This is a genomic window from Hydrogenimonas sp., from assembly GCF_029933015.1.
Classification (GTDB): Bacteria; Campylobacterota; Campylobacteria; order Campylobacterales; family Hydrogenimonadaceae; genus Hydrogenimonas.
In genome coordinates, this window is record NZ_JAOZOZ010000001.1 from 1 (window position 1) to 23,343 (window position 23,343).

General features: G+C 57.4%; 20 protein-coding genes, 1 tRNA gene and 1 pseudogene. 14 read left to right on the forward strand and 8 right to left on the reverse strand.

Features of this window, described 5'->3' with window-relative positions:
• Positions 1 to 139: pseudogene (locus Q1K23_RS00005) on the reverse strand (DNA polymerase IV); the annotation flags it as partial.
• A gap of 92 nt (positions 140 to 231) precedes the next feature.
• Here Q1K23_RS00005 and Q1K23_RS00010 point away from each other — a divergent pair.
• From Q1K23_RS00010 to Q1K23_RS00025, 4 genes are all read left to right on the forward strand, one after another.
• On the forward strand, positions 232 to 891 hold the full coding sequence (locus Q1K23_RS00010) for a S24 family peptidase (protein ID WP_300360762.1): 660 nt from the start codon (positions 232 to 234) through the stop codon (positions 889 to 891).
• 1 nt (position 892) lies between these two features.
• Positions 893 to 3,454, forward strand: coding sequence for a GGDEF and EAL domain-containing protein (locus Q1K23_RS00015; protein ID WP_300360765.1), 2,562 nt, complete (start codon positions 893 to 895; stop codon positions 3,452 to 3,454).
• A 249-nt stretch (positions 3,455 to 3,703) separates the two neighbouring features.
• On the forward strand, positions 3,704 to 4,723 hold the full coding sequence (locus Q1K23_RS00020; RefSeq protein WP_300360767.1) for an aldo/keto reductase: 1,020 nt from the start codon (positions 3,704 to 3,706) through the stop codon (positions 4,721 to 4,723).
• Positions 4,695 to 5,198, forward strand: coding sequence for a Mut7-C RNAse domain-containing protein (locus tag Q1K23_RS00025; protein WP_300360770.1), 504 nt, complete (start codon positions 4,695 to 4,697; stop codon positions 5,196 to 5,198). The genes Q1K23_RS00020 and Q1K23_RS00025 overlap by 29 nt, the downstream gene beginning before the upstream one ends.
• 24 nt (positions 5,199 to 5,222) lie before the next feature.
• Here Q1K23_RS00025 and Q1K23_RS00030 read toward each other — a convergent pair.
• Positions 5,223 to 5,298 (reverse strand) — tRNA-Glu (locus Q1K23_RS00030).
• A 75-nt stretch (positions 5,299 to 5,373) separates the two neighbouring features.
• On the opposite strand from Q1K23_RS00030, the gene Q1K23_RS00035 reads away from it, so the two are divergent.
• Both Q1K23_RS00035 and nfo read left to right on the forward strand, forming a co-directional pair.
• The gene (locus Q1K23_RS00035) at positions 5,374 to 5,862 is read left to right on the forward strand and encodes a hypothetical protein (protein ID WP_300360772.1); all 489 of its coding nucleotides are present in this window, start codon (positions 5,374 to 5,376) and stop codon (positions 5,860 to 5,862) included.
• A gap of 112 nt (positions 5,863 to 5,974) precedes the next feature.
• The gene (gene nfo, locus Q1K23_RS00040; RefSeq protein ID WP_300360773.1) at positions 5,975 to 6,820 is read left to right on the forward strand and encodes a deoxyribonuclease IV; all 846 of its coding nucleotides are present in this window, start codon (positions 5,975 to 5,977) and stop codon (positions 6,818 to 6,820) included.
• 4 nt (positions 6,821 to 6,824) lie between these two features.
• On the opposite strand, the gene Q1K23_RS00045 is transcribed toward nfo, so the two are convergent.
• Positions 6,825 to 8,885, reverse strand: a complete 2,061-nt coding sequence (locus tag Q1K23_RS00045; protein ID WP_300360775.1) for an Ig-like domain-containing protein — start codon at positions 8,883 to 8,885, stop codon at positions 6,825 to 6,827.
• Positions 8,886 to 9,010: 125 nt separating this feature from the next.
• Here Q1K23_RS00045 and Q1K23_RS00050 point away from each other — a divergent pair, with 125 nt between their 5' ends.
• From Q1K23_RS00050 to Q1K23_RS00080, 7 genes are all read left to right on the forward strand, one after another.
• Complete coding sequence (locus Q1K23_RS00050; protein ID WP_300360778.1) at positions 9,011 to 10,261, forward strand: outer membrane protein transport protein; 1,251 nt, start codon at positions 9,011 to 9,013, stop codon at positions 10,259 to 10,261.
• Positions 10,261 to 11,820: a fatty acid--CoA ligase gene (locus Q1K23_RS00055; protein WP_300360781.1), complete on the forward strand. Its 1,560-nt coding sequence runs from the start codon at positions 10,261 to 10,263 to the stop codon at positions 11,818 to 11,820. The genes Q1K23_RS00050 and Q1K23_RS00055 overlap by 1 nt, the downstream gene beginning before the upstream one ends.
• Positions 11,821 to 11,885: 65 nt before the next feature.
• Positions 11,886 to 13,622, forward strand: coding sequence for an ATP-binding protein (locus Q1K23_RS00060; protein ID WP_300360784.1), 1,737 nt, complete (start codon positions 11,886 to 11,888; stop codon positions 13,620 to 13,622).
• A 124-nt stretch (positions 13,623 to 13,746) separates the two neighbouring features.
• Positions 13,747 to 14,889: an FIST C-terminal domain-containing protein gene (locus Q1K23_RS00065; RefSeq protein WP_300360786.1), complete on the forward strand. Its 1,143-nt coding sequence runs from the start codon at positions 13,747 to 13,749 to the stop codon at positions 14,887 to 14,889.
• A 12-nt stretch (positions 14,890 to 14,901) separates the two neighbouring features.
• Complete coding sequence (locus tag Q1K23_RS00070; protein ID WP_300360789.1) at positions 14,902 to 16,329, forward strand: EAL domain-containing protein; 1,428 nt, start codon at positions 14,902 to 14,904, stop codon at positions 16,327 to 16,329.
• Positions 16,330 to 16,410: 81 nt separating this feature from the next.
• Entirely contained in the window at positions 16,411 to 17,091 is a 681-nt protein-coding gene (locus tag Q1K23_RS00075) for a phosphoglycolate phosphatase (protein ID WP_300360791.1), read from the forward strand.
• Positions 17,069 to 18,517 carry an FAD-dependent oxidoreductase gene (locus Q1K23_RS00080; RefSeq protein ID WP_300360793.1) on the forward strand — a complete coding sequence of 483 codons (1,449 nt, stop codon included), beginning with the start codon at positions 17,069 to 17,071 and terminating at the stop codon, positions 18,515 to 18,517. Before Q1K23_RS00075 ends, Q1K23_RS00080 begins: the two co-directional genes overlap by 23 nt.
• On the opposite strand, the gene Q1K23_RS00085 is transcribed toward Q1K23_RS00080, so the two are convergent.
• The 4 genes from Q1K23_RS00085 to Q1K23_RS00100 are packed head-to-tail and all read right to left on the reverse strand — an operon-like array spanning position 18,500 to position 21,640.
• Positions 18,500 to 19,507: an amidohydrolase family protein gene (locus Q1K23_RS00085; RefSeq protein ID WP_300360795.1), complete on the reverse strand. Its 1,008-nt coding sequence runs from the start codon at positions 19,505 to 19,507 to the stop codon at positions 18,500 to 18,502. The genes Q1K23_RS00080 and Q1K23_RS00085 overlap by 18 nt on opposite strands.
• The gene (locus tag Q1K23_RS00090; RefSeq protein ID WP_300360797.1) at positions 19,504 to 20,124 is read right to left on the reverse strand and encodes a lysophospholipid acyltransferase family protein; all 621 of its coding nucleotides are present in this window, start codon (positions 20,122 to 20,124) and stop codon (positions 19,504 to 19,506) included. Before Q1K23_RS00090 ends, Q1K23_RS00085 begins: the two co-directional genes overlap by 4 nt.
• A gap of 11 nt (positions 20,125 to 20,135) precedes the next feature.
• Positions 20,136 to 21,050 (reverse strand): phosphatidate cytidylyltransferase, encoded by a 915-nt coding sequence (locus Q1K23_RS00095; protein WP_300360799.1) that lies wholly within the window; start codon positions 21,048 to 21,050, stop codon positions 20,136 to 20,138.
• Entirely contained in the window at positions 21,047 to 21,640 is a 594-nt protein-coding gene (locus tag Q1K23_RS00100) for a CDP-alcohol phosphatidyltransferase family protein (RefSeq protein ID WP_300360802.1), read from the reverse strand. Before Q1K23_RS00100 ends, Q1K23_RS00095 begins: the two co-directional genes overlap by 4 nt.
• 251 nt (positions 21,641 to 21,891) lie before the next feature.
• On the opposite strand from Q1K23_RS00100, the gene Q1K23_RS00105 reads away from it, so the two are divergent.
• The gene (locus tag Q1K23_RS00105; RefSeq protein WP_300360805.1) at positions 21,892 to 22,197 is read left to right on the forward strand and encodes a hypothetical protein; all 306 of its coding nucleotides are present in this window, start codon (positions 21,892 to 21,894) and stop codon (positions 22,195 to 22,197) included.
• On the opposite strand, the gene Q1K23_RS00110 is transcribed toward Q1K23_RS00105, so the two are convergent.
• The coding region (locus tag Q1K23_RS00110) for a toxic anion resistance protein (RefSeq protein ID WP_300360808.1) at positions 22,198 to 23,343 on the reverse strand (1,146 nt) is incomplete at its 5' end.

Consider the following 23,343-nt stretch of genomic DNA (forward strand, 5'->3'; position numbering starts at 1 on the left):
CTATGTTGTGTTTCGTTTTTCTGTCGAAAATGAAAGGGTCTCCCCGCCCTCCCACGGCGATCGGCCTCTCTTCGAGGTTTGGATCGAGCAGACGTTCGCAGGAGGCGAAGAAACAGTCGAGATCGAGATGGATGATCACGGTATCCTCCTTTGTGATTCGGTTTTTAGTAACTATTGTAGGCCGATATGGTATGATTGATACAAAAAATATCAATTTCTAAAGAAGTGAACATGCTCTCTTTCGATGAAGTACTTGGCCGTCTCAAGGATATTTTGAGTGCCGAAGTGGGAAACCGCAGGGTGCTGGACAAGGATATCGCCGAAGCGCTGGGAATCGCGCCCGCCTATTTCGCCGTACTGAAGAAGCGGGGATCGATTCCCCTCGCCCAGGTGGCCGATTTCTGTGCCCGCCGGAAGATCAGCATCAACTGGCTTCTTTACGACCAGGCGCCCAGATCGCTGGAAGAGAGTACCGAGAAGGTCGCGACGATCCGCTATTTCAGGCAGATCAACGCCTCCGCGGGCAGCGGTGCGATCAACTGGGAGGAGGGTTACGAGACGATCCGTATCGACGAAGCGCTGGTCCGGCTCCTGGGTGGACGGAAGTATCTCAAAAACATCGATGCTCTGGAGGTGCGCGGCGATTCGATGGAGCCGCTTCTGCACGACGGAGATCTGATCGCCGTCGATCGCAGCAGGCAGCAGGTGCGCAGCGGAGGGATCTATGTACTTAGAATCGGTGAAGAGCTTTTCATCAAACAGGTCGAGCGTAAAAACGGGGAGGGATGGCTCTGCATCTCTCTCAATCCGGCCTATCCGGCTATCCACGCCGAGGCGTCGGAGATGCACATCATAGGCGAAGCGGTCGCCATCATGCAGAGGGAGTCGTAACATGGATCGATACGAACCGCAGGTCCGCCGCGACCTGGTCGATATGGTCTACGACTCCATCCCCTTCAGCATCATCGTCAATATCATGGCGGGTCTCGTCGTACTGGTGGTCTACTGGCCGAAATCTGGAAAAAACGCGGTGATATGGTACGGAATGATCGTCGCGGCGATGCTCTATCGTCTCGGGATCTATCTCTACTACAAATCGCACCAGGACGAGATGCCGGTGGTACGGGCGGAGGTGCTGCAGTGGATCGGGATGTTCGCCAGTGCCGTGATATGGGTGAGCGGTCTGTGGTATTTTCTCGGCAAACACGGGATCGCCTACGACTTTCTGATGGCCTTCGTCATGGGAGGGATGGCATCGGGATCCATCTCCACGCTCTCGTCCGAACGGATCACCGCCATCACCTATGTGCTGATCACCCTGGGCGGAACGGCGCTGTGGCTTCTGATCAGCCCCCGGGCCATCGAAGTGATGATGGGAGTGATGGTGCTCATCTATCTCGCCTTTCTCGTCTCCAGCTCCAGCCGGATCCACAGGACGATCGTCGACGCACTGGTTCTAAGACGGGAGAACGAGCACTGGATCCGCGCTCTCAAAGCCCACAGGGCCGAGATCGAGCTGATTTTCGACAACGTTCCGGTCGGGGTATTCTTCTACGACAAGGATTTCAACATCGTCAACGTCAACCAGCACTTCGTGCAGCTTTTCGGATCGAGCCGGGAGAAACTGATAGGGTTCAATCTCGAAAGGCTCAAGGACAGACGGATCATTCCGGCCATCCGGATGCCGATCGACTACAACGGCCTCGAGGACGGCTACTACGAGGGTGCCTACCATACGACCACCAGCGACATCGATGTCTATATCCGCATCAAAACGACGGCACTGAAGGACTCCAAAAACCGTCTGGTCGGGGCGATCGGCATCGTCGAGGATATCTCCCAGGAGCTGGAGCACAAGCGGCAGATCGAGTCCTTCGCACAGTTTTACATCCAAAACCCCAATCCCGTCATGCAGCTCTCCTGCTACTCCCATGCCATTCTGATCGAAAACGACGCGGCGCGGCTGATCCATGTGGGTCTGGAGAAGAAGGAGCCCGAGAGATGGGAGGGCTTTTTGGAGAAGGTGTGCAGCGGAGAGCACAAAAGTATCGATCTTCGTTACGAGGAGACGGTCTATCAGTTCGATATCGTGGCGCTCGACGAGGAGCGGGTCAACCTCTACGGCCGCAACGTCACGAAGGAGAGGATCGCCAGAGAGCGTGCGGACTATCTGGCCTACTACGACGAACTGACCGGCCTGCCGCGGCGGAAACTGCTTTTCGAGCATGTCAAGATCGCGATGCTGCGGGCCGAGCGCAACGGTACCACCAACGCCCTGCTCTTTCTGGATCTGGACAACTTCAAGCAGATCAACGATTCGATGGGACACGACGTGGGCGACTATCTGCTGCAGCAGCTCGCCAAACGCCTGACCAATCTGATGAGAACGGGGGATATCGTCGCGAGACTCGGAGGCGACGAGTTTGTGATCCTGCTCTCCGATATCGAGGGGGATGCCGAAGAGGCGGCGATGAAGAGCGAAATCGTCGCCAGAAAAATTCGTGAAGAGGTGGCGAGGCCCTTTGCGATCAAAGGGCGCAAACTCCACTTCAGCGTCAGTATCGGCATTACCCTCTTTACCTACGATCGGGACTTCTTCGATCTGCTCAAAGAGGCGGACGTGGCGATGTACGAGGCCAAATCGGCCGGAAAGAACGGTGTCCGGCTCTTCGACAGCAAGCTCGAGAAGAGTACGGTGCGCAAAACGGAGCTGATGCAGGATCTGCACAACGCCATCGAAAGAAACCAGTTGACACTTCTGTATCAGCCGCAGATCGAGATATCCACGGGAAAATGTGTCGGTGCCGAAGCGCTTTTGCGATGGGAGCACCCCAAACGGGGGCTTGTCTCGCCGGGGATCTTCATCCCCCTGGCGGAGGAGAGCGGGCTGATCCACGAACTGGGCCAGTGGGTGTTGCGGCGTGTGGCACAGGAGAGCGCACAACTTCCCCTGGACTATATCGCCGTCAATGTCAGTATCAAAGAGTTCGTCCGGAGCGACTTCATCGAAATGGTCAAGACCATGGCGAAAAAGGGGGAGATCGATCCTTCACGCATCGAACTGGAAATGACCGAGTCTGTCTTCATCGAAAACTTCAAGGAGACCAACGATAAACTCCAGGAACTCCGCAGAATGGGTTTCAGGTTCAGTATCGACGATTTCGGGACCGGCTATTCGTCACTGGCCTATCTGAAGAATCTCTCCATCAAGACCCTGAAGATCGACCGGGGATTCGTCGAGGATATCGGCATCAATCCCAACGACGAGGTACTGACCCGCACCATCATCGATATCGCGGCCCATTTCGGTATGAAAACGGTGGCCGAAGGTGTCGAAAACGAGACCCAGCTGGCCTTTTTGAAGAAGTTCGGATGCGATCTGGCCCAAGGGTACTACTTCAGCAAACCGATGTCGATCGATTCGTTCATGAAGTGGCTGGGCGAAAGGGTATAGGGGCTGAAACCTCTTTGGAAAGGCACGAAGGTTTCCGAAAGCGTTTCCTATCTCCTTCGCAGTTTCGTCAGGGAGAGAAAAATACCGGAGAGCACGATATAGGAAGCGAGCGTAACGGCGGCGCCTTCAAATGTCATATATATCCATTCCACGTGATCTCTCCGGTTGGTTTGTAAAGATGGCATGGTACGCTTTTCGTTTGAACCGAAAATCAACGGAACATTAACAGATTTAAATAGGATAAAAATCATGAGATACCGATACATCGGCCGGAGCGGTCTGAGGGTTTCACCCATTTGCATGGGGACGATGACCTTCGGATCGTTTTGCGACAAAAACACCTCCTTCGCGATCATGGATCGGGCCTACGAAAGAGGGATCAATTTCTACGATACCGCCGAACTCTATCCGGTTCCGCCCAGGAAGTCGTGGGCCGGTGTGACGGAGGAGATCGTCGGGGAGTGGCTGGCGACGAAACCGAGAGATTCGGTCATATTGGCGACGAAAGTGGCCGGTGCGGCCAGCGGCTGGTTCGTGCCGCCGATACGCCACGGACTGACGGCCATCGACCGTTTTCATATCGAGCGGGCGGTGGAAGGGAGTCTCAAGCGCCTGAAAACCGACTATATCGATCTTTATCAGATGCACTGGCCCGACACGGTCGTGCCGATCGAAGAGAGCCTGGAAGCGTTCGACAGACTTGTGCAAAGCGGCAAAGTCCGATACATCGGCACCTCCAACGACACCGCCTACGGCCTGACGAAAGCCAACGAGGCGAGCCGCTATATGGGATTGGCGCGGTTCGAATCGATCCAGAACAACTTTTCGCTCCTCAACCGCCGTTTCATGGACGAACTGGCCACGGTCTGCCGGCAGGAAAAGATCTCGCTGCTTCCCTACGCCCCGCTGGCGGGCGGGGTGCTGACGGGGAAATACAACGGGGATTTTTTCCCGCCCGATGCCCGCTTCACGAAATACCTGCGCGACAAAAATCCCCGCGTCCGCGACCAGGCACGGAGATATCTCAACGACAAAACCCTGGAAGCGACGGCACTCTATATGGAGATCGCCGAACTGGCCGGTATGAGCGTGACGACACTGGCAATCGCCTGGAGCATCCGACACGACTTCGTCGCTTCCTCGATCATCGGTGCGACATCGGTGAAACAGCTCGACGAGACACTGGCTGCCCTCGATGTCACACTCGACGACGAGATCATCAGAGCCTGCGACGGTGTACATGAAGCGATTATGTATCCGATGGGGTAGACCGCCCCGCTTCGTCTGCGACGTCCATCTGGCCAAAGTCGCCAAATATCTGCGTCTGTTGGGATTCGATACGGTCTACCGCAACGATATCACCGACGACGAGCTGCTGGGGATGTGCCGGTTCGGGCGTATCGGGATCACCTGCGACAGGCGGCTGCAGGAGAGGCTTCCGGGCTCGATCGTCGTGCTCTCTTGCGAGGATGCGGGCAGACAGGTGCGGCGTCTGAGCGCGATGTTTCATCTGGCGCGCTACGCCCACCCGTTTCACCGTTCTCTTTGCTGCAACCGCCCCATGGTTCCCTGCGACAAACGGCGCTGTCTTTCGAAGATACCGAAAGAGACCTACCGATGGCTCGACGGGTTCTGGCGGTGTCCGAAATGCCAAAAGGTCTACTGGCATGGAACGCATGCACCGCGCATGCGCAAAAAAATTATCGATTTGCTTGGTGTATCAGAAAAAGTGCATGGAAATTAGGAGGTGGTAATGAGGAAGAAAACGTGGTGACCCCTAGGGGACTCGAACCCCTGTGACAAGGATGAAAACCTTGCATCCTGGACCGCTAGATGAAGGGGCCATCAACGGTTTGTGGGTGAAATTATAGTGAATTTATCTTAAATTATTATAAAATTATGAGCGTCAAGGAGAAAAATTGAAAATTTCCGTAAGAACCTTTGTTTCGCTAGTGTTTCTGACGCTTTTGATGGGAGGGTGCGCCTCCAAAATCTACGAGAAGCCCGAACCGGCTCTCATCGTTTTCAAGACACCCACGCTCAGGTATGCCGATCAGGGGTTCGTCTACCGCGGAAAGGATCGCATCAAGCTCCAGATCTATGTCTCGGGCAAAGCGGCATTCGAAATGACGGTCGGCAAAAGGGTCTGTGTCGGCAACGCCTGTATGGGAGAACAGGAGTTTTATAGAAAATACCTGCATGCGGAGTATCCCAGAGGCACGCTGGCGGCGATCTTTTCCAAAAAGCCGATCTTCGGCGGCGAAGGGCTCGAAGAGGAGGCGGGGCGTTTCGTACAGCGCATCGAAGAGACGGGACGATTCGATATAATCTACGTTTTCGATTCGCGGTCGGCGAAATTCAGGGACCGTTTGAATCGTATACTTATAAAGATTACGGAGATACCATAAAAATGTCACAGAACAGAAAATATGTCGGCGCCCATGATATACCGCGTCGGGGTGCTGAACGCACGCCGAAAGCGGGTAAAGTGAAATCGGTGAAAACCATGGGAGGTGACATATGAAATATGTCGGCGCCCATGTTTCAGCTTCCGGCGGCGTGTTCAACGCCCCGCTCAACGCCAAGGCGATCGGTGCCAGGGCTTTCGCACTCTTTACGAAGAACCAGCGCCAGTGGAAAGCCAAGCCTCTCGATGAGGAGACGATCGAAAAATTCAAGACCAATCTGAAAGCCAGCGGGATCGATCCGAAACACGTCCTGCCCCACGACAGCTATCTGATCAACCTGGGGCATCCCGAAGAGGAGAAGAGACAAAAGAGTCTGGATGCCTTCATCGACGAGGTGAAGCGGTGCGAACAGTTGGGGCTGGACAAGCTCAACTTCCACCCCGGAAGCCACCTCAAGAAACTGAGCGAAGAGGCGTGTCTGGACAGAATCGCCGAGGCGATGAACATCACACTGAACGAGACCGAAGGGGTGACGCTGGTCATCGAGAATACGGCGGGACAGGGGAGCAACCTGGGATACAGGTTCGAGCATCTGGCCTATCTGATCGACAAGACCGAAGACAAGAGCCGTGTCGGTGTCTGTCTGGACACCTGTCACACTTTCACGGCCGGCTACGATCTGCGGACCGAGGAAGCCTATGAAGAGACGATGAAGAGGTTCGACGAGATCGTTGGATTCGAGTATCTGCGGGGTATGCATATCAACGACTCCAAACCGCCCCTGGGAAGCCGTGTCGACCGTCACCACTCCCTCGGTTGCGGCGAACTGGGATGGGATACGTTCCGCTTCATCATGAACGATCCGAGGATGGACGACATTCCGCTGGTACTGGAGACGATCGACGATTCGATCTGGGCGCAGGAGATCCGCGCCCTTTACGATCTGATGGAGAGTTGAACCGTCACTGGACGATTCGGGAGAGATTGGCGTCGATCACCGCGCCCCGGGAGGCGAGGAACGAATCCATCTGTGTCTGCATCTCGATCGTCGTTTCGAGGTCGTAGTCGGGGATGAAGAGTGAGCGGTGGTTGCCGCGCTGGAAGAAAGTGTAGATATCCTCTTTTTCACCAGGATAGATGCGTTTGGCCGTCTCTCCTGCCAGGAAATAGGAGGTAATGTCTTTGGCTCCCATCAGTTTGGCGATGTAGACGCCTCCGGCCATCGGAGCCGTAGGGACCGTATTGGGGATGACGTCGTCATCTTTGACCATATGGATCAGGAACTTCTGTTTTTCGGCCGCCAGCGTCGCGTAGTTGAGGGGGTCGGCGTCGTCCAGGACGGTCTGCATCGCGTTGAGGAAGGCGTTGAAGGCGTCGGAGCCCGGTTCGAGTCCCGCCTCTTTCATGCCGTTGACGACCGTTTCACCGAAGGTTTCGGAGTGGACCATGATATCGGTGATGCCGCCACCGGGTACCGAGAGCAAAACGCTGTCGAACGAAAGGTTCGCTACATCCTGATAGGCGAAGAATCCGAAGGGGGCGATGGTGCCCAGAGAGTGGCCGACATAGGCGATGTGATCGGGATCGAAACGGTTGCCCCATGCATCTTCCTGGTAGGTCATGATGGCGTTTTGGAGGGCGATGTAGTCGGAGGTACTCTGGCGGATGTTGTCACGTACCGTCAGGAGGCTGGTCAGATTCATGTAGTGGATCCCCGAGGTGTCGGGTTTGCCATCGGGTTTTTTGGCCAGTATGGTTTCGTTCTCGTCCTGGGTCAGGAAGTCGAGATTGAAGGTTCTTTCATGATCTTTGTCATAGAGAGGATTGTCAGGATTGAAAATGCCGTGAAGGGGCAGGTCGATACCGACGACGGCGTAGCAGATGCGGGCGAAGGCTTCCGAGATGGCCAGTACATCGAGACGGTTGCGCGTGATGCCGTGCTGGAAGATGGCGACCGGCCAGCCGCTTTCGGGCTGTTTGCACCCCGATGCTTCACTGGGAATCGCGGCGAGGACCGGGATCGTGAGTCTGCCGGTTTCCGTTGGCATGTCGCTGCCGTTCTCGAATCTGAAAGAGTCGGTCAGAGGCGGCGTTGGATTGTCTTGTGTGGGGATACCAAGGTAGTAGGGAATGTTTGCGAGCACGCCTGCATAGACTTCGGCGTTTCCAAGCATCGTCGCGTTCAGTTCGGACACTTTTTCGTACTCACCCGCCGCGGCATAGAATCCCATCAGCATCTCTTTTGATGTCGCTTTGGTGTCCTGCAGTCCGAGATAGGCGTCGTTGGCACCGTTTTCTGCAATCGCCTCGGCCACTTTCCCGATCGATTGTGTCCTGAAGCTCCAGATATCGAGAATCTGGTCGGCCGGAATCTGCGAAGCTGCGATGAGCTGTTGCGTATGCTGCCGGACCGCCTCCAGTTTCTTCGCTTTTTCGAGATTCACGGCTGGGTCGCTGTCGAGGACCACGGTAGGATTGCCCTGGGCGTCGATCAGCGGTGTGGTTCCCAAAATCAGGGAGGTGGCGTAGTCGGGTTCGAAATCTTTCCCGTTCGTATCGGTGATGCCTTTGAGCAGTACGACAAGATAGCGGTTTGCCTCCTGCAGCGGAGCGGTCGGTACGATCGCGATCTTTTTGTCGTTTGCCGTGGCTACGAAAGAGGGCGCCTGAATGCCATGGTTGGGATCGATATCGATCATCATGACACGTCCCTGCAGGGAAGCGGGGTCCAGATCGCCGCTGATACCCACGGAGACGGGAGAGGTGGTGGAAAAACCGTCGAGTGTGTTGAGAGCGGATTTGACGGTGTAATCTTCGTCTTCGGGTTTGGTGTCGAAATGGATCTTCCCTGTTGTCGGATCCATCAGTATATCGTTGGGATAGGGGATGTTGCCGGCGTCGCTGTTGAAAAGTACGTAGCCGCCCGGCGCTTCAGATTCGTGGTAGTTGTCTGACGTGTCGCTTCCGCAGCCTGCCAGAATCACACCCGCCAGAACCAGAGTGAGTAAGTGTCGACGATGCATGGATCATTCCTTATGTGAATGGATTTGAAACATTCTAATATGAAAACTTTAAGTTTCCGGTTAATTTATATTTTTCTTTATCCTCCATTGGATATCATTGCTACAAATCGACGCAAGGATAAGGGATGCAAAAAGAGAGATTATCACGATGGGCGGTGATGACGGCGGCGGTATCGGTCCTGACGGTTTCGGCACAGGCGAGTGCCTACAAGCTGCCCGAGCAGTCGACGCGGTCGGTCGGGCTCAGTGCCGCCTATGTGGCGGGCACGGTATCGGCGGATACCAGCTACTACAACCCGGCCAACATGGGGTGGATGGACGAGAGGCAGGCGATCGAAGGCGCCCTGACGCTGATCTATCTGCCGAAAGTCAATTTCGAAGGAAGTGCCTACGGCATGCCGGCCGATGCGCAATCCAGAAGCGAAGATTTTCTGGTTCCCACACTCCATTACGTAGGGCCGCAGTTTGGCAACTGGCGCTTCGGATTTTCCGTCGTGGCGCCCGGGGGTCTGTCGAAGCGGTGGAAGGAACAGCCCCAGCGCTCCACGGCCGAAGAGTTCACTCTGGCGATCGTCGAGGCCAACCCCACCGTCTCCTACACCTTCAACGAACAGTGGAGTATCGGTGCCGGTTTCCGCGCGGTCTATACCGACGGAACGGTCCGTGCCTACGGGGAGAACGCCCAGGGAATGTTTCTCTACGCTCAGAATATGGAAGGGGACTCTTTCGATTTCGGCTACAACCTGGCTCTTTCGTTCCGGCCCCAGAAAGAGACGATATTGAGCGTCACCTACCGCTCCAACGTGGATCTGACGGTGGAGGGGACGGCGAAGGGCGGCGGCCCCGCCGTCGGCACGGCGTGGTTCGATACCGACGCGGACGTGGAAGTGCCGCTGCCCGCGACGCTGGCTCTGGCGGCCTCCCACGACTTCGGCCGGGTGAAGCTGGAGGTGGTCTATGAACGGACGTTCTGGTCCGAGTACGAAGATCTCGACTTCAACTTCGACGACGCGAGAGTGGAAAATTCGCTGCTCGGAAGGGCCAAGGACAAGGACTGGGACGACACCAACACGATCCGCATCGGCCTGACGTGGCACGTGGACGAAAAGTGGGATATGCTCTTTGGCTACGCATGGGACGAGACGCCGATACCGGAAAAGACCATCGGTTTCGAACTTCCCGACGCGGATGCCCAGATCTTTTCGGTCGGTTCGGTGATCCGCATCGGCGAGCAGTGGGAAGCGGGATTCGCGCTGCTTTACGACAAGAAAGACTCCCGTGACGTCTCCGCGGCCAAAAACGAGAACCGCATCGACGGCACGTTCGACAAAGGCGGTGCCTATCTGGCGACCGTCGGCATAGGGTACAGGTTCTGATGCAATACCCCTACCGGAATTTCTACGAGATGCTTGCGCACCATACCAGGCGCAAGCCCCGACGACCGGCCCTTTTTGTCGAAAACGGGAAACTCACCTACGAGAGACTCCTGAAAAAAGTCGATACGCTGGCCCGCTTTCTGGAGCTTTCCGATATCAAAAGAGGCGACAGGGTCGCGATATTTATGCAGAACTCCAAAGAGTTCGTCATCTCGCTTTTCGCCATCACGAAACTCGGTGCCGTGGCGGTGCCCGTCAACACCTTTCTCAAAAGTGACGAAGTCGCCTATATCCTCAACGACTGCGAAGCGCGGATGCTGATGGCTTCTGCCGAGCAGAAAGATGTCGTCGAACCTCTGTGGGAGACGACGAAGATAGAGCGGGTCGTCTGGGAGGGAAATTACGAAGCCCTGGACAACAAAAACATCGGTTTCGACGAGATTTTCGAGATACTGCACAGCCACGAGCATGTCGATTTGCCCGGTATCGACGATCTGGCGGTCATCATCTACACATCCGGTACCACGGGCAATCCGAAAGGCGCCATGCTCAGCTACCGCAACATCATGCACAACTGCGAAGCGATCGGTCAGCTCACCGACTTCACCCACAAAGACCGTTTCATCGTCTATCTGCCGATGTTTCACGCCTTCACGCTGACGGTGACGGTCATCATGCCGATCTACTACGGCGCCAGTTACGTGATCGTGCGCAAAATCATGCCCTTTTCCAACATCATCAAGCAGATCCTCTTCAAACGGGTCACGATGTTCGTGGGAGTCCCGGACGTCTACAACGCCCTCAGCCGTGCCAGACTCCCCTGGTATTTCATGTGGTTCCAGAAGATCCGCTACTTCGTCAGCGGGGCGGCACCGTTGTCGGAAGCGACGATCGAGCGCTTCACGGCGAAATTCAAAAAAGCCAGACTGCTGGAGGGGTATGGCCTGAGCGAGTGCTCGCCCGTCGTCTCGGTCAACCCGCCCTGGAAGCAGAAGCCCCTCTCCGTCGGTCCGGCGGTGCCGGGCGTGGAGATCAAGATCGTCGACGACAACATGATCGAACTGCCTACCGGCGAGATCGGCGAGATCATCGTCCGGGGCGACAACGTGATGCAGGGCTATCTGAACCGTCCGACGGCGACGGACGAGACCATCGTCAACGGCTGGCTTCTGACCGGCGACATGGGGTATCTGGACGAGGAGGGGTTTCTTTTCATCGTGGACAGGAAGAAAGACCTGATCATCTCCAGAGGGATCAACATCTATCCCAGAGAAATCGAAGAGGTGATCAACGCTTTCGAGGGTGTCGGCGCTTCCGCCGTCGTAGGGATGCCGGACGAAAAGAGCGGCGAAGTTCCGGTCGCTTTCGTCGAACCCGCCGAAAACGAAACGGTCGACCTCAAAGCGCTGCGAAGCTATCTGAAAGAGAAACTGGCCAACTTCAAACTCCCGCGGGATATCCGCATTCTCGATGAACTTCCCAAAAACGCGACGGGCAAAGTGCTCAAACGCATCCTCAAAGCGCAGCTTCAGGAGGAAGCCGCAGCCTCCAGGGGCTGAACGGCTCCCTTGACACGTTCGCTATAATCAATACATACTTCGATTTTTACTATATCAGGGAAAGAATGAAATATCTCGTAGATTTTTTACAGAAAGAGAATGTGACCGAAGCGGCTATCTTCGAACATCTCAAATGCTCGAAAGAGGAGGCTGAGATCCTCCGGGTCATGGCCCGCCGCTACGTGGAGGGAAGCGATGAGGTGGGTGTCATCGACCTGCTGATGGAACTCTACGGCGACGAAGCCTACGGCCATATCATGCATCTGGACAAGATCAAAAGCCTCTTCGAACTCGGCTGGCTGATGCAGAACAATTTTCATACCATCAAACTCGGCGAACTCTCTTCGCTGGAGCTGCTCCATACGAGCGTGAGTCTGAGCGTCTCGTTTCTCAAACTTCTCGAAAACGGCAATCTCGACCTGATGCTGCCCGAAGTGACCCCCTATACCGACCATCTGGAGTATCTGCAGGATCAGTTTCTGCGGATCGATCTCTATACCAAAATGGGATCGGCGCGGCACAGTTTCAACAGCGCCAGCCCCAGCGTCAGCCGGCTTCAGAACAAACTGGGTCTGCTGGAGAAGCGGATCGAGGAGCGTGTGGCGGTGACGAAAGAGCCGATCGTCGTGGAGGAGTTTTTCAGGGAGAAAGCGCTCGATCCCAAAGAGCAGCTGATATTTCTGGCCCTGCTGAAAGAGGAGTACGCAGGTGGCGAGGGGAACCTGCGGGACATGAACACGCTGATCGACCTGGTCAGTTTCGACGAGTACGACCGTTTCAGAAACCGCGCACTGCTGGAAGAGGGGGCGAAACTGGTCAGTGACGACATCATCGACTACGACGAGATGCTCAATCCTTTCGGCGGTATCACACGATCCTTTTTTATCAATGAAGAGATTCTCCACGACATCATCCATCCGCAGAAGAAGAAAAAGACGACGAAACTCAAACTGGGCCAGCTGGTCAAGGAGCAGGAACTTTTCGAACTGATCGACCCCAAAACGACACTCGACGATGTCGTGCTCCATCCCTCGACCCGGGAGATTCTCGACGGTCTGCTGAAACAGATGGACAAAAAGGTGGCCCAGCGTCTCAAAGCGTGGGGTATCCGATCCAAAGCCCGGAGTATCGACGCTCGGATCATATTCTACGGTCCCCCGGGTACCGGCAAGACGATGACGGCCCTCTCTCTGGCCAAATCGCTGAAAAAACAGGTACTCAGTTTCGACTGTTCGAAGATTCTCTCGATGTATGTGGGCGAAAGCGAGAAGAACGTCCGCAGGATTTTCGACACGTTCAGGGAACTGGCCGAAAAATCCAAAAGCGAACCGGTGCTGCTGCTCAACGAGGCCGACCAGTTTCTCAGCAGCCGCAGTACGGGTCCTGGCAGCAGTGCCGACAAGATGCACAACCAGATGCAGAACATCTTTCTGGAACAGATCGAACGTTTCGAAGGGGTGCTGATCGCGACGACGAATCTTCTCGAAAACCTCGATACCGCCTTTTCGCGCCGTTTCAACTACAAGATCGGGTTCAAAAAGCCCGACAGAAAGCAGCGGATGGAACTCTGGAAAAAGATGCTGCCGCAAAACGCGCCCTACGCAGAGGATTTCAGCGTCGAGAAACTGGCCGACTACGATCTGACCGGCGGCCAGATCCACCTGATCGTCAAAAACACCGCCTATCGTGTCGCCGCGAAAGAGGAACCGCTCTTTACCGTGGAGGATTTTGTCGCCGAGATCAGGAAAGAGAAAGGCGGAAGTTTCGAAGGCGAAGGCAAATCGATGGGATTTCTGGCATAGAGAGGTTTATTCTCTCTTTGGTTTTCCTTCGTTAAAATAGATAAAACTGTTGACGCCCGGACGTATCGTCCGTCATGGAGAGATCTGCAGCGAGCGGCCGGGAAGAGGGAAGGAGTGAGTTTTGGTGTGCAGGATTTTTCATTCCGAACACCCCTCTTTGCTGCACGCGATGGAAGATATCCGTCTCCAGTACGCGGCGGATCGGCAGCTGGACCGTTTCGATTTCATTCTGATCGGCGTCTCCTGCCGCTATCCCGTATGGGACATCAACGAAACGATCGTCCAGGTATTCGATACCGAAGAGTATCTGGCGTTTCACGCGACGGACGCATTCGACAACGAAGAGGTGGTCCATCACGGCATCACGGCGCTTTTCATACGTTTCGAACGCCAGGGAAGAGTGGAGTGTTTCGTCCAGGACGGTATCTCCTCCAGCAAACTGGAGGCGCTCGAGACGACCGCGCGCTACCTACAGGACCACTCGGAGGCTTCCCATCTGATGATCGCGGGCCTTTGCAACGCCCAACTCGCTTTTTTCATCGAAAAACTGGGACGGTACGATGTCCCCACCGGAAATCTTCAGGGAGGGATCTCTTCGGGGTTCAGGTCGGGCGACGAGGTCTATACCTACCAGTTCTGCAGAGGGGAAGTGATCCGCGACGGGTTCGTCATTCTGACGTTTCACAACGTGGAGATGGCCACCTCCATCGCCATGGGATTCGAGCCGGTCGGGGTGCAGTATACGGTGACGAAGGCGAAAGGATACCGGATATACCAGGTGGACAACCACCAGTCCTTCGCCTATACCATCGAAAGGCTGATGCGGGGAATCGACGATTTCGCACCGGAATATCTGTGGTACACGCCTGTCGTCGTGCTCGACGAGAGCGACGAAAATCTTTTGACGCTGCGGACCTTCCGCGAAAAGGGAAAGGAGTGGGTGGAGTTTTACGGACCGGTCAAAGAGGGGCAGAAGATACGGCTCAGCTACGGCGAAGGGGAACAGCTTCTCAACGCCGACGTCAAAAGCGCCTCCGCTCTGGCGCAGCAGCTTCCCGATCCGGAAATTCTCTTCAACTTCTCCTGCATCGCCCGGCAGTACGTGCTCGAAAAAGTGCATAAGGAGGAGAACCGGATCTACCGAAACTTTCTCCATGCGCCCCTTTTCGGATTCTTCACCTTCGGGGAGATCGGGCACGATTCCCACAAGTCGTCGATCCAGTTTTTCAATGAAACGTCCCTGCTTACGGGCATGGCCGAACGGTAGGAGAGAGGAAGCATGCGAGAGAAGATCAAAAAACAGATCCTCCATAACCTGCTTCTGGAGGTCTCCAAGCGCTACGACTACGTCATGGCCCAGAACACACGGATCTTCGAAGAGACGAGTTACAAGGCGATCCATGACGAGCTGACCGGACTCTACAACCGTTTCTACTTCATCGAACAGCTCAAAAAAGCGGTCGCGTTCGCGAAACGCCACGACAACTACGGGGCCGTGATCTTCATCGATCTGGACAATTTCAAAGTGATCAACGACACGGCCGGGCACAAGGCGGGGGACACCCTTTTGCAACTGATCGCCAAGAAGCTGCGGGCGATTCTGCGGGAGGAGGATCTGCTGGCCCGTTTCGGGGGGGACGAGTTCGTCATACTCGTGGACAATATCGGAGAGGATCAGCAGCGGGCGGTGGATATTTTGCAGAAGATCTCGGACAAACTTCTGGCCTCGGTCAGTTACGGCCATATCGTCGATCAGAAAGTCTACCAGATCACCGCCAGTATCGGGATCGCGCTCTTTCACGACCATGCGATGGATATCGATGACATTCTGCGCTATGCCGACAGTGCCATGTACGAAGCCAAACGCAAGGGTAAATCACGGGCCATCTTCTTCAATCCCCTGATCGAAGAGCAGCTGCAGCGCCGTTTTCTGATGGAGACGTCGATACGGCAGGGCATCGAAGAGGAGGAGTTTTTTCTGGTCTATCAGCCCCAGGTGGACGGTGAAGGGAAGGTGATGGGCGCCGAAGCGCTCATTCGCTGGAACAACGCCGAAAGAGGCGTTATTTCTCCCGGAGAGTTCATCCCTTTCGCCGAAGAGAGCCGGATGATCATTCCGATCGGCGAGTGGATTCTGCACGAAGCGTGCCGGACGCTGCGGCGCTGGGAGGAGGACCCTCTTCTGCGGGGCCTGAAACTCTCCATCAACTGCAGCGCCATCGAATTCATGGAACCCGGATTCGATCAGAAAGTGATCCAGGTGGTGACCGCCCACGGCGTCTCCCCGAAGCGGCTGACGTTCGAAATCACGGAGAGCCTTCTGATGATGCATCACACCTCCCTCACTTCCGTGATGCGTCGGCTCAACGCTTTCGGAATCTCCATCGCGCTCGACGATTTCGGCACGGGGTACTCCTCCCTGGCCTATCTCAAGAATTTCCCCATCGGTACGCTCAAGATCGACCGCTCCTTTATCGAGGATATCTTTTTCGATACGTCGGACCAGGCGCTGGTGCGGGCGATCATCTCCGTGGCGAAGGATTTCGGGATCGAAGTGGTGGCGGAAGGTGTGGAAAAGCCGGAGCAGGAGACGGCGCTGCGGGAAATCGGCGGAAAAGATCTGATCGTCCAGGGATACCTCTACGGCAAGCCGCTGCCCCTTCCCGCGTTCGAAGAGGCTCTCTTTAAAGAGTCGGGAAGCCGATAGTCTACCAGGAGGCTCACGGGATCTTTCGAAGGCGGTTTTGCGATTATGGTATAAAGCGGAAATTTTTTTCAAAGGTTGCGTGTGAGATTCAAAAACAGAGAGATCATACTTTTCGATCTGGACGGCACGCTGATCGACAGCGCCCCCGATCTGGCGGCGGCCGTGAACGAGACGATGGCGAAGCTGGGGCGCGAAACCTACGACGAGGCGACGGTGCGCGCCTGGGTCGGCAACGGCGCCGGAGTGCTGGTGAAGCGGGCCCTCTCCGGAAGCCGTGACATCGACGAAAACCTCTCGGAAACACTCTTCGAAGAGGCGCTGGCGATCTTCATGGCCTCCTACCGAAAGCGGCTGTGCGACGCGACGGTGCTCTATCCGGGGGTGCGGGAGACGCTGGAGCGGCTGGAGGCTCTCGGCCTGAAGATGGCGGTGGTGACCAACAAACCGGGGCCTTTCGTGGCGCCCATTCTCGAAAAACTGGAAATCGGAAGATTTTTCGACCTGACGCTGGGCGGAGAGGATCTGCCCCGCAAAAAGCCCGATCCCCTGCCGCTGCTGCACGCCTGCGAAAGGCTGGGTGCCTCTGCGGCGGAGGCCCTGATGGTGGGAGATTCGAAAAACGACATTCTCGCCGCCAAAGCGGCACACATCCCCTGCGTGGCGGTGGGTTACGGCTACAACTACGGCGAGGATATCGCCGTGCACGGGCCCGACGCCGTGATAGAGCGGATGGAGGAACTTGTCGAAATGGTGGAGGCGTGAGATGGAGAAGGGGCATGTCGCGATCGTGGGCGGAGGCGTGGCGGGTGTGACCGCGGCGCTGGCCCTGGGAACGCTGGGGGTGCGGGTGACGCTTTTCGAAAAGGGTGCGAGCCTGGTGGGGGGACCGCCCTTCTGTCATCTGCACGCCGGGGGCAACCTCTACCGGGAGATCTCCGACGATCAGTGCGTGGCGCTTTTGCGTCAGTCGGTGGAGTTCGCCCGGCTCTACCCCTTCGTCGTCGACCGGCGCCCCACGGTGATCGCCGTGCCGACCCGGGACGAAGGGAGTCCCGAGGCGCTGCTTCCCAGGCTGGCGCTGCTGCGGGACGAATACGCGAAGCTGGTGGCGGCCGATCCCGCAAACGAAGTGCTGGGCCCGCCCGAGGGATATTTCCGGCTTTTCGACGAGGCGAAGCTGCGCGAACTGGCCGAAAGGCCCCTCGCTTCTTCACCGCCCGAAAACGCGGAGGCGTGGATGGTGCCTGCCGCGAAGCGTCTGGACGTTTCGAAAGTAAAGTTTCCCCTGATTCTGGTGCAGGAGTACGGCCTCAACATGTTCCGCCTCGCCGCCGGGGCGAAGCTGGCGCTGGAGGCGATGGAGGAGGTCGATCTGCGGCTGGAGACTTCGGTCACCGGCATCGAACCGGCGCACGGGGGCTACCGGCTCGCCTGGCGCGGGCGTGGAGGCGAAAGCGGCATCTGCGAGGCGGACTATCTGATCAACGCGGCGGGTTTTCTGACCGGGAGTATCGACGACATGCTGGGGATCCGCGAAAAGCGGATGGTGGAGTTCAAGGCCGCCTACACGAGCCTGTGGAGAGATCGGGAGAGGTTCTGGCCCGAAGTGATCTTTCACGGGAAGCGGGGAACCCCCAGGGGGATGGGACAGTTCACCCCCTACGCCGGCGGCTACGTGCAGCTGCACGGCATGACGAAGGAGATCACCCTCTTCGAAAACGGTCTGGCGGCCAGCACCGAAGAGAGCAGCCAGCCGCGGCTGCCCGAAACCTTTCTCGAATGGATCGAAAAGGGGTGGCCCGAGGAGGTGATCTGCGAACGCACCCGCCGGGCCATCGACTTTCTGGCCTACTTCATTCCCGGTTTCGCCGAAGCCGAAGTGGGCGGACCGCCCCTTTTCGGAGCCCAGCAGATTCCCGGAGACGACCCGGAACTGCGGGTGGCGGAGGTGGCCTTCCCCCGCGCCCGGTACGCCCGCTGCGAGATCGTCAAAGTCTCCTCGGCGACCGACATGGCCCGGGCGATCGCTTCCGATCTGGCGGCCGAAGGGCTCTGCGACGCGGCAAAGCCGCCGGCGACACTGCCGGCGCTGGAAGCGCTGGAGGAAGCGGCCGTGGCCAAGGAGGCGGCCCGTATCGCCCTTTCGCGGGGGTACCCGGAGGCGATGGCGTCACTGAATGTCGGGTAGCACCTTTTTCCAGTTGCTCCAGAGGGGACTCTCCGGCGGGAAATAGGCCAGCACCGTCTCGATGTAGCGGTCGAAAGGGTTCTCGATCTTCGAGAGTCTCCGGCACATCGCAAGGGGCAGATCGTGGGTGTTCCAAAGCGTCGTGAAGGGAACCGGGAAATCGGTGCCGAAGAGGAGCTTCTCGTGGATCCGCTCCTGGCGCGCCAGATGGGGCAGCGCCTTGGCGCGCACCGGTGTGAGAACGGCGGAGATGTCGGCGTAGAGGTTGTCGTGCGTTTCGAGCATCTTCAGGAGGCGGTGGTAGTTGTCTCCGAAGTGTTTCGGGTTTTTCGAAAAGGCCTTCAGAAGCCGCAGGGGCGAGTACTCCAGGCCCATGTGGGCGGCGATCGTGGTGACGCCCGCCTCCAGCGGCCCTTCGAGCATCTCCAGCCTTTCGCACGCCCTGTGGGAGTGGACGCTGCTTTCGCTGCCGATATGGACGATGATCGGCAGCTTCAGCTCGGCCAGCTTTTCGAAAAAGGGGCGAAAACGCTTTTCGCGCGTGTCGACGTTCCAGTAGTTCTGCAGGAACTTCATTCCTTTAAATCCCGTTTCGGCGTATCTCTCCAGCCGTTCGATCGCGTCGGGGCGGAGCGGATTGACCGACATGAAGGGGACGATCAGGTCGGGGGCGCGGGTGTGGAGATCCCACACCTCCTCGTTGGTGGCGCAGACGGTGGGGTCGCGGTGGAGCTCCCTTCCATTTTCGTCGACTTTCGCGTCGACGCCGAAGATGACCGTTTTGGCCATGTGTTTCGACTCGCCGACGCGGCGGATCACCGTGTCGCGGTAGGCTTCGTGGGGACGCGCCAGCAGGGCGGCCGGATCGGCCCCGAGCTTTCTGGCGAAGAAGCGGATGGCGAGACGATCGTAGAAGCGGGTGAATTTCGCCTCTTTGCTGAGCAGGTGCATGTGGATGTCTACGGTCCGGAGGGAGGGTGTCTGGTTCACGGATTCTCCTTTGGATTATTATAGAGTGTTTCGACCTCTTCCACGAAACTTTTCACGCTTCCGTGAAACCGCAGAGGCGCCGAAATCCCGATGTCGAGAATGAAAGGGACCCAGAGGGCCTCGTCCCTGGGCAGGGAGCGGTCGGTACCCGTGATTTTTACCGGCACGACGGGCACTTCCGGGCGCATCTTCGCCAGATGGGCGAAGCCGCTTTTGAAGGGCTTGAGCTCCCCCGGCTCTCCGCGGCTCCCTTCGGGAAAGATGATCAGGATCTCTCCCCTGTCCAGGGCCTCGGCCAGAGGCTGAAGTGGGTGGGCGCCGCCTCTTTTCACGTTTCGCCGATCCAGCGGCAGGATGCCGACGAGATTTTCGGCGATGAAACGCCGCAGGGGCGTGGCGAAGAAGTAGTCCCGCGCCGCCACGGGCCGGACCTTCGGCAGGCGGGCGAGGGGGAAGAGGGCCATCAGCGCCAGGGTGTCGAGGTGGCTGTTGTGGTTGGCCACGACGATGGCGGGACCCTCCGTGGGGAGATGTTCGAGCCCCTCGGCCCGGATGCCGCTGACAAGAAGCAGCAGCGGCCTGACGAAGAGGGCGAAAAAGAGCCGTTTCATCCACATATTCGCCCCTTTCAGTAGTGAAGATAGTAGAGGTAGTGGAAAAAGAGCGGCGCCGTGTAGGTGAGGCTGTCGATACGGTCGAGAATCCCGCCGTGGCCCGGTATCAGGGTGCCGCTATCCTTGATCCCCACATCCCGCTTGATCATCGAGACCACCACGTCCCCCACGAATCCCGCCGAAGCGATCAGCATACCGGCCATCAGCGCCTCGGGCAGGGTGAAGGGGGTGAGGAACGTCAGCGCCAGAGCCGTCGCCGTCGTGGCCGTCAGCGCGCCCAGGAACCCTTCGACCGTCTTGTTGGGGCTCACTTTCGGAACGATCTTTCTCTTTCCGAACCGTTTGCCGAAAAGGTACTGGTAGATGTCGTTGAGCTCGGTGAGCACGACCAGATAGAGGAGCGTTTCGACGCCGCCGACGTTTCCGGCGCCCTCTGCGGGAGGCAGGGTCGCCAGAAAGGCCAGGTGGCTGATGGAGAAGACAAAAAGCATCAGCCCCCACTGCACCTTGCCGGTGGATTCGACGAATCCTTTCGTCTCTCCTGTTAGCACCTGCCTGAAAGGAAGCAGCAAAAAGGTGTAGACCGGTATCCAGATGATGAACATCTCGTACCAGCCGGCGTAGGCCCACCCGTATTGCGGCAGGATGGAGAGGTAGGCCCAGAAGATGATGCGCCGATCCACACGCCGGATCGGGATCATCGTGAAGTACTCCTTGACGGCCAGGTAGCTGACGACGGCGAAAAGCGCCACGGCGCCCCCTTTGCCCAGAAGCACGAGACCGAAAAAGAGAGCGGCCATGATCCACCAGGACCGGATGCGGTTTTCCAGCTCTTCCACGGGCCGGTTTCGTTTCATGCGCCGGACGATCAGTGTCGCGAAGGCCAGCGCGGCGAAGACCAGAAGCAGCAGTATCGTGACGGGACTCATCGCAGACCCCCTCTGACGCGGTTGAGTGTCGTCGGAATCTCCAGCAGCGCCCCGGCGAAAAAGAGGGCGGAGAGGATGTCGCCTCCCGCGATCCCCGTGGCGGCCAGCAGGGCGACGAGCCCCAGGAAGAAGGCGCGGTCGCTCTTGCCGAAGGGTCCATCATAACGCCTGCCGCCGCCGATGGCCCAGGCCAGCACGCCGGCATACTCGCTCACCACCGCGGCGAAGGTGAATAGGCCCACGCTCCAGAGCGATACACCCGGGACGAAAGCCATGGCCAGGTAGAGCGCCGCGTCGCTGAGAATGTCGCAGAGCTCGTTGAGATAACCGCCCAGGTCGCTTTTTTGGCCGAACTCTTTGGCCATGATGCCGTCGACGGCGTTGAGCGCCATGCGGAGAAAAAGTGTCAGAGGCATCAGCCAAAGGCTCCAGGGCGCACCGTGGGTAAGCGCCACGAGAGAGGCCTGTGCCAGAGAGAGCAGCAAAGCGGCGAGGGTGACATGGTTGGCCGTGAGACCCTTTTCGACCAGACGCGCCGCGAAAGGCCGCAACAGATTCAAGAAAGCGGGCTTGAGATCGTAGATCGTCATGGCGTACTCCTTTTGGGGCCGTTTCGGAAATTGTAATGGAAAAATCATAAAGTGTCAAGTGATGCTTTACAAAACTATCGAGTACTCTATCGACAATATCGACGAAAATCGTGAAAACTCGAGAGAAAACGGTTGTTTTCTCTTCCGTTTCAGCCCGGTTCGAGCCGACGGCCGGCCATTCGATTTTTCCTCTATGGAGATGTTCGAGACGGTTTTCAGTGTAAAATTTCAAAAAACTTTCGGGAGAAGAGATGAAAAAGATCTCCGTCAAAGAGTACGCCAGACTCAACCGCGTCAGCATCTATCAGGTGATCAAACGAATCCAGCGGGGCGAGCTGCAGGGGGTGACACTGGAGGAGAACGGGGTGAAGGTCAATTACGTGGTTCTCGACGAAGAGGGTGAATCGCCCGGTGATCGGCCGAAAGAGAAGGAAGATGAAACCATGCTTCCGGCAGCCGAAGATTGGAAAAAGGAGGCCGATCTGGCCGATGAGATCCGCAGACTCCGGGAGGAGGTGGCCCGCCTGCGGGCCGTGGTGGAGCGCTGCTGCGGGTAGCTACGCTTCGCTCTTTTCGGGCGGCGTGCCCTCTTTCCTGGCACTCTGGACGCGAAGCAGGGCGTTTTTGAGCTCCGCCTCGGTCTTCTGAAGCTCCTCGAGGGCGGCGGCGCGGGCCTTTTTGCCCTCTTCGGCGATTTTCAGCGAGTCGTTCAGGGTTTCGATGAGGGTGCGGTTGGCCTTTTTGACGCTTTCGATGTCGAAAACGCCCCGCTCCATCTGGGTACGGACCTCCCGGTTGGCCTCCCGCAGTCCTTCGGCGTTCTTCTCGAGCAGTTCGTTGGTCAGGTCGCCCGCCTCTTTGATCGCTTTCGCGGCGTCGTGGCTTCGGAAGATCGTGATGGTCTGGGCCAGCTGGTTGCGCCACAGCGGCACGGTGTTGACGAGGGTGGAGTTGATCTTGTTGATCAGCGACTTGTCGTTCTCCTGGATCAGGCGGATGGACGGCAGCGCCTGCATCGCCACCTGGCGGGAAAGGCGCAGGTCGTGGACCCGCCGCTCCAGGTCGTCCCGGAAGCTTCGGATCTCCCGAAGCTCCTGCACGGCCAGCATGTCGTCCTCTTCGGCTCTCTTTTCGTATTCGGGTATGATCCGCTCCTCCAGCTCTTTCAGCTTCCTCTCGCCCGCCTCGATATAGAGCTCCAGGGAGCGGAAATACTCCAGGTTGGCTTCGTAGAGTTTGTCCAGCGCCACGACGTCTTTGGTCAGGGTGGCCTTGTGGCGTTCGAGATTGTCGGCGATCAGGTCGATCTGGTCCCGCACCTCCTCGTAGCGCTGGATGAAGGTGGCCAGCGGTTCGGCCCGGCCCAGCAGCCTATCCCACCAGCTCCGTTTCCTGTTGGGATCGAGCGCCTCGATATCGAAACCGCGGATCGCCGCTACCATTCTGTTGAGGTCTTCGCCCGCGATGCCCAGATCCTTGTTCTGGACACCCTCGATCATACGGTTGGAGATCTCGTCCAGTTTCGCCTGGGCGGCGGTGCCGAAGCGGATGACGGAGCTGCGGTCGTCCGGGTTCAGCTCCTCCATCGCCCGTTTCAGCGCCTCTTCCTCCTCCGGCAGCGGTGCCGCGGGTGTCTCCTCTTTCGCGGCGATTGACTCTTCCAGCCGCTCTTTGAGTTTCGTTTCCATCATGATCTTCCTTTT